Below are 10,630 nucleotides of genomic sequence, written 5' to 3' on the forward strand. Positions count from 1 at the left end.
TTTTGCGGCCTATGGCAACATACACTACAGAAATAGCATCGGACAAAATAGTTTCCGACAACCCAATACACCAAAGATTGCTTCAGGCTTACTACGAGGCAAAACCATATATCAATGGCCAGGTACTTGAGCCAGGATGTGGAGAAGGTCGAGGTATAGCTGTACTTTCCCCGTTGGCAGAAGGCTATTTAGCGCTAGACAAAATAGAGGAAGTTGTAGAAAATCTAAAACCTCAATACCCTGACGTTGAATTTAGAGCTGCTGTGTTTCCTCCTTTTGATAATATAGCCGATAATTCAATTGACACAGTCATTACCTTTCAGGTAATTGAACATATCAAAAATGACAAGCTATTTCTAGAAGAAATTCATCGTGTACTTAAACCTGGTGGGCAAGCGGTTATTACTACACCGAATATCAAAATGTCATTGTCAAGAAACCCTTGGCACGAACGTGAGTACACCAACCAGGAACTAAAGGATCTGGCTGGGAGTATTTTTTCACAAGTAGAAATGAAAGGCATCGCGGGTAACGAAAAAGTGATGGAGTATCATGAACAAAACAGAGCGTCCGTAGCCAAAATCTCTCGATTCGATATTTTCAATTTACAATATCGACTCCCGAATGCGCTATTAAGAATCCCTTATGATTTGCTCAATAGACTCAACAGAAATAATCTTCAAAAACAAGACGAAGGCCTTGTGACTGAAATAGATCGCACGGATTATTTCTTGAGAGATCAGCACGAAGAGAATCTCGATCTTTTTTGTGTAGTTACAAAATAGTGTAGATTAGAGTATAACTAATCTAATTATAAATGGCTTTGGGCAAGAAACCATGGCAGGGGAGTTCGGCAAAATCCACTCACAATCCTTCGAGACAAGAAGAGCGAGAATATGAGTACGATGCCTTCAATTTCACAAGCCAGTACAGAAGTAAAAAAGAAGCCAACAGTACGCTGAAAGGTGGATTGATTCTGATCGGTCTAGTTATATTTGGAATTCTCTCTTTAGTATTATTAGCAGCAATTTTTGGAAAGTAAAAAACATATTGAAAATAAGCACTCAGTTCCTCTTCGAAAGATTCCAAAGAGTTCATGGATTTCTAAATTTAAAAGCCCCTATCAAAGCAAAAGGGAGCTCAAGAATTACTTTAAAGGTGGTCTTATTTTGATTTTGTTTATGGCTATATTTTTTGTGTTACTCTATGGGTTGTTCAACTCGTATGCCGAGTAAGTTGATGTTTGAAAATTCATGACATTAAATATATTTGCACAAAAAACATGGGTCGTTAGCTCAGCTGGTTTAGAGCGTCCCGATTGCATCGGGAAGGTCGACATGTTCTACGTTTATATTATATATTCCCAATCATTAAATAAATATTACGTCGGATCTACTCAAAACTTAGATCAACGATTGCAGGATCATAATAACTCAAGATCAAAATTTACTAAGGCAGGAAAACCATGGACCTTAAAGTATCATAATGACTACGAAACAAGATCTGAAGCTGTGAAAGCAGAAATGAAAATTAAAAAGATGAAGAGTCGGAAGTATATTGAATCCCTCATTGAAAATTTCAGGCATTAAATATATTTGCACAAAAAACTTGGGTCGTTAGCTCAGCTGGTTTAGAGCGCCGCCTTGACAGGGCGGAGGTCGTTGGTTCGAATCCAATACGACCCACTCATCAAATTAAAGAGGTTACTTGAAGTAACCTCTTTAATTTACTACTCTCCCCACTCAAACCATTATATCACCTCCCTCAATTTTTTGATTTGCCATATTGGATGGGTTTAGTGTACCTTTCTTCTTCTATTGAATCAAACCTTTAAAAATGAAATATCTATTAACCCTCCTCTTAGTTGTAGGGACATTAGTTGCTCCCGCCCAACGAAGAAAAAAATTCTCCATCCAAAAAGCTCCAGAATCCGCACTGAGCCAGACTTCCGTTGACGGACTAAAATTCCGTCATGTCGGTCCGGCGCTCATGTCTGGCCGTATTGCTGACTTTGCTGTCAATCCCGACAACCCGACTGAATACTACGTAGCTGTAGCCTCTGGTGGCGTTTGGAAAACGACGAACAACGGCAACACCTACGAACCCATTTTTGATAGCCAAGGCAGTTATTCGATAGGTGTAGTGACCATGGATCCAAATAACTCGAATGTGATCTGGGTAGGCACTGGCGAAAACAACAACCAGCGGAGTGTAGCCTACGGAGATGGCGTGTACAAATCTCTCGATGGAGGTAAGACCTGGAAAAATATGGGACTGGAAAAGTCAGAACATATCGGCTCCATCGTAGTCGACCCCAATAATTCGGACATTGTATATGTCGCTGCCATTGGCCCGCTATGGAGTGCCGGAGGAGACCGCGGCGTATACAAAACCACCAACGGCGGCGAAAGCTGGCACCGCGTGCTGCACATCGACAAACACACAGGAGTAAATGAAGTCCACATGGATCCAAGAAATTCAGAGGTGCTTTACGCCACCTCCCATCAAAGAAGACGGCATGTATTCACCTACATCAGTGGTGGCCCCGGCTCGGGCATTCACAAATCTACCGATGGTGGTAAAACCTGGAAAGAAATCAACAGTGGCTTGCCAGGGGTTGACTTGGGTCGAATTGGTCTGGCGATCTCGCCTGCCAATCCGGAATACATCTATGCTATAGTGGAAGCAGCCAGAGGCGAAGGCGGTTTTTATATCTCTACCACCAGAGGTGAATCATGGGAGAAAAGAAGTAGCTATACCTCTAGCGGAAACTACTATCAGGAAATCGTAGCCGATCCAGTGGATCCAGATAAAATCTACAGCATGAATACCTGGATGAAAGTGTCTGTAGATGGAGGCCGAACTTTCAAAAATGTAGGGGAAGACAATAAGCATGTCGACAACCACTGTCTTTGGATCAATCCAAACAATACGTACCATCTGCTAGCCGGATGTGATGGTGGCATCTACGAAACCTGGAACAGTGGCAAGCACTGGTCTTACAAAGCCAACTTGTCCATCACGCAATTCTACAAAGTGTCTGTAGACAATGCCAAGCCATTCTATCACATCTATGGCGGTACGCAAGACAACAACAGCCTGGGCGGCCCATCCAGAACGGTGAGTGCTAGTAGCATCGTAAACGAAGATTGGTACATCACTCAGGGTGGCGACGGATTCGAAACCCAAATCGATACCGAAAACACGGATATCGTTTACACGCAATATCAGTATGGTGGATTGGCTCGATTCGATAAAAAGAGTGGCGAACTCAAAGGCATTCAACCCAAAGAAAGAAAGGGTGAAAACGAATACCGATGGAACTGGGATGCGCCTTTGCAGGTGAGCAATCACAAACCCACACGCCTGTATTTTGCCGCCAATAAATTGTTTCGTAGCGAAGACCGTGGTGACAGCTGGGAAGTACTGGGAGATGACCTGACAGCACAAATAGACAGAAACAAACTAGAGGTGATGGATAGAATCTGGAGTGTAGATGCAGTAATGAAAAATGGCTCTACTTCTCCTTATGGAACAATCGTAGCCTTCTCAGAATCTCCTTTGGATGAAAACTTATTGGTGGTAGGCACAGACGATGGATTGATTCAAATATCAAAAGATGGCGGAAAATCCTGGAACAAATCTTCCAGCTTTCCTGGCATTCCGGCCAACACCTACGTGAATATGGTATTCACTTCCAAGCACGACAAGAACTTGATCTATGCCATCTTCAATGACCACAAAAGAGGCAACTTCAAACCTTATGTATTGAAGTCATCGGATCAAGGTGCGAGCTGGGTGAGCATCGCTTCGAATCTACCAAACAGAGGTTCTGCCTACAGCATCGAAGAAGACCATGTGGACAACAACTTACTTTTTGTTGGCACGGAGTTCGGCGTCTTCTTTTCTGACAATGGCGGTGGAGAATGGAAACAGCTCAAAGGCGGATTACCCACCATAGCGGTACGCGACATTGCTATCCAAAAAGATGAAAACGATTTGGTACTGGGGACTTTCGGTAGAGGGTTTTATGTCTTGGATGATTACTCTTCCTTGAGAAACGTAAGCAACTCGTTGAGCAAAAATTCGGAGCTGTATTCCGTAAGAGACGGCTTGCTTTTTGAGTATTCCTATCCTTTGGGATTGAAAGGAGCAGCTACACAAGGAGACGATTATTTCATGGGAGAGAATTTAGGTTCTGAGGTGATCTTTACTTATTACCTCAAAGACGGAATAAAGTCCCAAGCCGATCAGCGCAAGGAGCAGGAAGCCGAAAACAGCAAGAAAAAAGCAGACAACTACTTTCCGAGCTACGAAGCATTGAAAGCAGAGAAAGAAGAAGTAGCCCCATCACTCCTCTTCACCATCAATGACGCGGAAGGCACGATTGTAAGAAAACTGACTACCAGTCCATCGAAAGGCATCAGCCGACTAAAGTGGGACTTGCGCAACAGCCCGAAAAACCCTGTGGATTTGAGCAAACCTAGCTTTTACAACCCATGGGCAGAAACCAACGAAGGCACCATGGTAGCGCCTGGCCAGTATAGCGTGACCATGGCTTCCATAGTAAATGGCAAGGTCACAGATTTAGGCACACAGTCTTTCAATCTGATGCCGATCAACAACGCCACTTTACCAGCAGCCGATAGAAAAGAGCTTGCTGAGTTTATGGCCAAGGTAGGCGCACTCAGAGGCAAGGTGAAAAGTGTATCACAGGCGCTTTCAGAAATCAATGGTGAGTTGAAGCAAATGAATGCGGCAATACTGGCTACTCCGGTATCACAAAGCGAACTGCTAGCTGAGTACAACACCATCAAAGACGAGGTCAATAAGCTAAGCATCATCGTGAATGGCGATCCAATCAAGTCCAAACTCGATATCGGGCAAGTGCCATCGCTCAGCAGCCGATCAGGTTCACTGGCTTGGGAGCAGGCCGCCTCTACCGCAGCACCTACCCAGACACACCGCGACGTGTACAAAATCACCGTCGAGGAACTAGAACCGGTGTACAAAGCCACCAAAGAAATCCTCGAAGTGAAAATGGTCAACTTCAAGAAAAAGCTAAAAGCTGCTGGTGCACCTTACACACCGGGGAATTTGAGGCATTTGGATTAATGATCGTCATCATAGGCCAGGGTTTAAACCCTGACCTATGGATAAGGAAATATTATAAAAAGGTGATGTCAGTCTAAGGCTCTCGAAGACGGCGTCACCTTTTTTGTTTTTGGAATTGGGTATAATTGTGTAATGGACCATAATGTTTAGATCAACCCCCATTTCATGCCTTTCTTCTATAAGCTCAATTATTATAAAGATGAAGATGGTGAATACACCGAATCAAAAAATGCAGACCTCCCTGTAGTAGAAACAATTATTAAAAACAACTGGCCAAGCGAAGGCTATTTGGAAGATTTAAAAATCATCCACATTTCAGACAATCAAAACAATCAAATTCTGCTTCATAATTGCAAAAGAGGTGTGTTTGAGGTCTATTATCTTAATCCCGAAAATAATAGACACCATTATCATAAGAAAAGTAGAATTGAATTAATATCAGAATCGATTCGCTACTTCTTTGTTTCTGATTTTTCCAGATTAAAAAGTAGTCTAAACAGGACAAAAAAAGACAGAAAATATTTAAGGGAAGATTTACTTAAAAACCATAATTATACACTTACTTCTAAGAGAAATTGGAAGGAATTAAAATGGTTTTTTACTTTAGGGATTCCTTACATTTTAATATTTACATATTTTGAATTCTCTATTCTTACACAACAGAATCAGAATGAATTCAGTATTATAATGTCGCTTATAATTTTTGCTTTTGGGATTTTTCTTTGGCTTCCAGGATTACTGATACATCGACAATACTATAAGGACAATGCCAATCTCAGAATTAACATAACAAAAGGAAGTCCCGAAATTCTTGTTGAGTACGGTGGTATCAAAAAGCTATTTCTAAAAGATGATATCAAAACAGTTCTTAAAACAACAATTGAACAAGAAACACTAAACGCTTTTATAGGAGGTAAAGTCCCTTGGCTGTTTTATGGATACACCGAAATTGAATTTAAAACAGGTGAAATAATTAATTTAACTAATTTGTTGGTTGACCAATTATTTATCCTTGATAAGTTCAAAAATGATAACGTAAAAAGGGGGTTGGTTCAAAGAACATTTCCTTTCATTCAAAGAAAGACTTTTTTGAGTACGGGCTTACCAGCTCAGTAGTAATCAAATTGGGGCTATATTTTCTCCACTAGTTTTAGCGTCTCACTGAGACCGTTGTTTTTTTAAGGTGCACTAATAAACATCCTCCCAATTCGTTATTTTTGAGTAAATCGATTTTCGAAATGGACATTCAAGCAGAAAAACTTAATTTAATCGAATGGTTGGCCGGAATAGATGACAGTCAGGTCATTCGTCAGCTCAAAAGCCTGCAGCTGTCCAACCAGCAATCTGTCAAACTATCTGATGCAGAAAAAACTGCCATTGATCAAGGATTGCAGTCTATTAAAGATGGTCAAGTCCACAGCCATGAATCCGTGATGGCCTCCACAAAAAAGAAATTCCCTAACCTCTTCAAATAAGATGATGAATATTGTTTGGTCTGACGAGGCTAAGTCAGACTATGAACAAAACATTAAGTATCTGCTCAAAGAATGGACAGAAGAATCGGCAATTAATTTTATTGACGAAGTTGATGCCGTATTAGAATTGCTCAAAATCAATCCGAAACTGTATCCTAAAAGCGATTACAAATCAATAAGAAGAGCAGTCATTCGAAAGCAAATCACGCTGTTTTATCAAGAAAAGGAATCTACTATTTACCTGGTTCGTTTTTGGAATACTTATCAAAACCCTGAATCGATAGACATTTAAAATACACCATACTCTGGTGCGCATTTCAAAGCGTAACAAATTTAGTTGGCATTTCAAATGCCTTGGAAAATTAAGAACGCATCGAAGATGCGCTCAAGCGTTATTATTAAATCCCCAACCAAACCCTCAACGAATCATAAATCTGCTGTTGCTGAGCAGGTTTCAGATCTTTGATTCGAGTACTGTGAGTGCCGTCGGGCTTTACGAATTTCATGGTGCTTTGGCCTTTGGGCTCTACCGCGCAGCCACCCCAAGGGTCCAAGCCTCCATAAATCCAGATCATCCTTTCACCCTGATTTTCCACGTAGTCTTTTACCACAGACATATAGCTGTCATTGTAGGTCAGCTCCACTCCTTTCGGCGCAAATACACGATGGCTGTATCTCTGCTGACTCAGCCACTCACTCAGGTCTGTCGTATCCATCACATAGTACCCCAGTTCTCGCATGTGCTGGTAGTAGGATGGCAAACCTCCATCATAAGACTGATCAGAAAAATTGCTGACCCCAGACACGCCATTCAAATGATGGAATGCAGAATCCAAAGTTGCTTTCTCATCAGGAATTTGACCACAGTCACCATTCCATTGCCAGAAAGAAAACGGGTATTCCAAAATGGCATATTCCAACGCCACCTCATGCCCGATCTCAAAAGTCAGTGAATCTTCATTGGTCTTTTCCATCATCAGACCCAACACATCTTCCTTATTTTGTAACAGTCTTTTTTGTAGACTCTTTACTTTTTGTCGGCATTTCGAAGTTCCTACTCGATTCACATGTTCCCACGGACGCACATCTGCCGTGTCCAGAATAATCGGTGCCACGTATGGCACCACCACATCCGCATCTTTCGGGTATTTAGATTTATAAATCATGGCTGTCTCCCCTCCCTTGCTAATTCCAGAAGTCAGCCACTTGCCCGTCTTATATATATTCCTGAAAGCCTGGTTGAGTCGATGATAATCTTCTATGGCCTGATCATTAGTTAAGTATTCCCAAGGGATTTCTTCAGGTCTGGAATTGCCATAAAAACGATACTCCACAAGGATCAGGTTCAAACCCAGATTTTTACTAATCTCTCGCTCTGCCAGGTAGACATCATACCCTCCAGTTTCCAAATGAATCGGCGCCTCATAATCTACATGATAGAGGTAGATACGTTGGTCGAAAGTCCCCAAGTCAGGATTATTGTGATCCAGGTACTGTGGTATCACCACCAGATAGGCTTCCTGATAAGGCTCCTCATAAGCAATCGCTTCCACAGTAGCTCCCGGAAACAGTTCAATGATTTGATTCTTCAAATCGCCTTGGACTTGCTGAGTAGAATGGCATTGCACCAGGGTTAAACTGATCAGTGCAAGGGTTAATATTTTTATTTTCATATGGGTAAAGAAATAATATTAGTTGTCATTTCGAACGATAGAGAGTAATCTCATCGACGTATTTTGGGCACGCTTAGATTTCTCTCCTTATACCTATCGGGATCGAAATGACAAGGAAATTTCAATTGCCGGATCTGTTCCGGCATCTGCTTGACTAACCGAAACAGATCGCGGAATAAATCCGCGAATAGCTACTAGATCAAAGCACCTGCTCCTGATAGTGTACCTTCTGATACTGCGAAGGCGTATGGTTGGTCAGCGATTTAAACTTCCTATTGAAATTGGACAGGTTTACAAACCCCGAGCGATAGCAGACCTCCGTCACGTTGATTTCCTTATTCAAGAGAAGCTTACAAGCATGAGCCACACGAAGCTCATTCAAGAAACTCACATAGGTCTTTCTGGTTCTTTGTTTGAAATACCTACAGAATGCCGAAGGGGTCATATTCGCTACCTCGGCCACTTCGTCGAGCGTGATCGGACGGTGGTACTCTTTCATCGTAAACTGGAAAATATCGTTCAAGCGTTTGCCTTCCGATTCATCTACATTTAGATTATGGGGTTCTTTGGACAACCACTGATGTTCCTCCGTCTGGCTCAATAGATTGAAAATGTTGAGCAAAGAGATGATTTTAGTAATGCCATCCTGATCTTCTATTTCCGTGATGATTTTAGACACTTGTCTTTTCGCATCGCCATGGAGCTTGAGCCCACGCACACTCTTACGCATAAAGTCATTCACACTACGCATCTCAGGCAGCTCGAAAAAGTCTTTGCCAAAACTTTCAGAATCGAAAAAGACACAAATCGCATGACACATTTCTGTGCTGCCCTCTTCATAATAAGATGGATCACTTTTTAATACATGAGGAACATTAGCTCCAAAAATAAATACATCACCCTCGGAGAAGTTGCCGATATAATCTCCTTGAATCACTGTACCATGTCCTTTTACAATGAGTGTAATTTGGGATTCGGGGTGTTGATGAAGTATATCATAGAACTGAGGCATGATATCTACCTGCACCCTAAATGACGAGTCATCTGTCTTTGGAATCTTAAATGGTAAAACCTTCATAGCTTGTCAATTTTCATTTTCTAAACTGCTGCTTCATTGTTCAAATGCGTTGAATAGTACCACTATCCACTACAAAAGATATTATTTATACATTAATATCAAAACAAACCCTTATATGATGTTAATATAGTATTAGTATCAATCAAATATTGATAAGCCGCGCATTTTAGCTTGCTCTACTTTTACAAAAATTTTAAATTGGAATAAAACAACAGTTGGAATACCATATCCAGATGATTGACTCCAATTGACCTAAGAATATTTAAATAATAAAGACATGAAAATTAATTGGCAAGGCGTATACCCCGCAATAACCACCAAATTTGATGCGAACGACAATCTTGATTTGGATGCCTTCAAGAAGAATCTTGAAGTTCAACTTGAATCAGGCATACACGGTGTCATTTTAGGTGGTACATTGGGCGAAGCCAGTACCCTCACTGAGGAGGAAAAAGACGTGTTGATTAAATCAACCATCGAAGTGACCAAAGGAGATATTCCAGTGGTAATTAACATTGCAGAGCAAAGTACAAATGGAGCTATAGCTGCGGCAAAAAGAGCCGAAAGCAACGGTGCGAATGGATTGATGCTTTTGCCTCCTATGAGATACAAAGCAGACGACAGAGAAACTGTAGAATACTTCAAAGCAGTCGCTAGCTCTACTTCGCTTCCTATTATGATCTACAATAACCCTGTGGATTATAAGATTGAGGTCACGATCGACATGTTCGAAGAGTTGCTGCCGTATAGCAATATTCAAGCGATCAAAGAATCTACCAGAGATGTGACCAACGTCACTCGTTTGAAGTCTAAATTCGGCGACAGATACGCCGTACTTTGTGGTGTAGACACTTTGGCCATGGAAACCATGATCAACGGAGCAGACGGATGGGTTGGTGGATTAGTCTGTGCCTTCCCTGCAGAGACAGTAGCCATCTATGAACTATTCAAAGCAGGTAGAATCATGGAAGCAGCTGCCATCAATCGTTGGTTCATTCCTCTTTGCGAATTGGATTTGCATCCAAAATTGGTTCAGTACATTAAGTTGGCAGAAGTAGCGGAAGGAATTGGAACCGAGCACGTAAGAGCTCCTCGTTTGCCTATCATTGGCAAAGAAAGAGAAGAGGTATTAGCTATTATTGATGCAGGCATCAAGTCAAGACCGCAGTTACCAGATTATAAAGCGTTAGTAGTATAAAATAAAAACCGTCATTGCGAGTGCAGCGAAGCAATCTTATCACCTTTTAAGAGAGCGAGATTGCTTCGTCGTACCTCCTCGCAATAAAGTT

The 10,630-nt window shown here is 41.6% G+C and carries 10 protein-coding genes and 1 tRNA gene; 9 read left to right on the top strand and 2 right to left on the bottom strand.

The features are described 5' to 3' along the window. Positions 1–11: 11 nt before the first annotated feature. The 8 genes from ACOQO5_RS03300 (at position 12) to ACOQO5_RS03335 (ending at position 6,882) form a co-directional block, all read left to right on the top strand. Entirely contained in the window at positions 12–785 is a 774-nt protein-coding gene (locus ACOQO5_RS03300) for a class I SAM-dependent methyltransferase (protein WP_420580254.1), read from the top strand. A 32-nt stretch (positions 786–817) separates the two neighbouring features. Beyond that, positions 818–1,042, top strand: a complete 225-nt coding sequence (locus ACOQO5_RS03305; RefSeq protein WP_420580255.1) for a hypothetical protein — start codon at positions 818–820, stop codon at positions 1,040–1,042. Positions 1,043–1,337: 295 nt separating this feature from the next. Further along, entirely contained in the window at positions 1,338–1,589 is a 252-nt protein-coding gene (locus ACOQO5_RS03310) for a GIY-YIG nuclease family protein (protein WP_420580584.1), read from the top strand. A gap of 21 nt (positions 1,590–1,610) precedes the next feature. Beyond that, positions 1,611–1,685, top strand: a tRNA-Val gene (locus tag ACOQO5_RS03315). A gap of 151 nt (positions 1,686–1,836) precedes the next feature. Beyond that, a complete protein-coding gene (locus ACOQO5_RS03320; RefSeq protein WP_420580256.1) occupies positions 1,837–5,115 on the top strand; it encodes a glycosyl hydrolase in 3,279 nt (1,092 codons plus the stop codon). Positions 5,116–5,403: 288 nt separating this feature from the next. Further along, positions 5,404–6,231 (top strand): hypothetical protein, encoded by an 828-nt coding sequence (locus ACOQO5_RS03325; protein WP_420580257.1) that lies wholly within the window; start codon positions 5,404–5,406, stop codon positions 6,229–6,231. 101 nt (positions 6,232–6,332) lie between these two features. After that, positions 6,333–6,590: a hypothetical protein gene (locus ACOQO5_RS03330; protein WP_420580258.1), complete on the top strand. Its 258-nt coding sequence runs from the start codon at positions 6,333–6,335 to the stop codon at positions 6,588–6,590. A gap of 1 nt (position 6,591) precedes the next feature. Further along, positions 6,592–6,882: a type II toxin-antitoxin system RelE/ParE family toxin gene (locus ACOQO5_RS03335; RefSeq protein WP_420580259.1), complete on the top strand. Its 291-nt coding sequence runs from the start codon at positions 6,592–6,594 to the stop codon at positions 6,880–6,882. Positions 6,883–6,988: 106 nt separating this feature from the next. Here the strand turns inward: ACOQO5_RS03335 and ACOQO5_RS03340 are convergent, their stop codons facing one another. Continuing rightward, the gene (locus tag ACOQO5_RS03340; protein WP_420580260.1) at positions 6,989–8,263 is read right to left on the bottom strand and encodes a S28 family serine protease; all 1,275 of its coding nucleotides are present in this window, start codon (positions 8,261–8,263) and stop codon (positions 6,989–6,991) included. A gap of 199 nt (positions 8,264–8,462) precedes the next feature. After that, a complete protein-coding gene (locus tag ACOQO5_RS03345) occupies positions 8,463–9,341 on the bottom strand; it encodes an AraC family transcriptional regulator (RefSeq protein WP_420580261.1) in 879 nt (292 codons plus the stop codon). A 277-nt stretch (positions 9,342–9,618) separates the two neighbouring features. On the opposite strand from ACOQO5_RS03345, the gene ACOQO5_RS03350 reads away from it, so the two are divergent. After that, entirely contained in the window at positions 9,619–10,539 is a 921-nt protein-coding gene (locus tag ACOQO5_RS03350; RefSeq protein ID WP_420580262.1) for a dihydrodipicolinate synthase family protein, read from the top strand. Positions 10,540–10,630: the final 91 nt, after the last annotated feature.

Origin of the sequence: Reichenbachiella sp. (assembly GCF_965223055.1) — a bacterium.
Lineage (GTDB): Bacteria > Bacteroidota > Bacteroidia > Cytophagales > Cyclobacteriaceae > Reichenbachiella.

What these genes read in the sequence shown, in the direction of transcription:
- ACOQO5_RS03310 (WP_420580584.1), top strand. Translation starts at nt 1,338, where the DNA reads ATGTTCTACGTTTATATTATATATTCCCAATCATTAAATAAATATTAC.
- ACOQO5_RS03350 (WP_420580262.1), top strand. Translation starts at nt 9,619, where the DNA reads ATGAAAATTAATTGGCAAGGCGTATACCCCGCAATAACCACCAAATTT.
- ACOQO5_RS03305 (WP_420580255.1), top strand. Translation starts at nt 818, where the DNA reads ATGGCTTTGGGCAAGAAACCATGGCAGGGGAGTTCGGCAAAATCCACT.
- ACOQO5_RS03345 (WP_420580261.1), bottom strand. Translation starts at nt 9,341, where the DNA reads ATGAAGGTTTTACCATTTAAGATTCCAAAGACAGATGACTCGTCATTT.
- ACOQO5_RS03340 (WP_420580260.1), bottom strand. Translation starts at nt 8,263, where the DNA reads ATGAAAATAAAAATATTAACCCTTGCACTGATCAGTTTAACCCTGGTG.
- ACOQO5_RS03335 (WP_420580259.1), top strand. Translation starts at nt 6,592, where the DNA reads ATGATGAATATTGTTTGGTCTGACGAGGCTAAGTCAGACTATGAACAA.
- ACOQO5_RS03300 (WP_420580254.1), top strand. Translation starts at nt 12, where the DNA reads ATGGCAACATACACTACAGAAATAGCATCGGACAAAATAGTTTCCGAC.
- ACOQO5_RS03320 (WP_420580256.1), top strand. Translation starts at nt 1,837, where the DNA reads ATGAAATATCTATTAACCCTCCTCTTAGTTGTAGGGACATTAGTTGCT.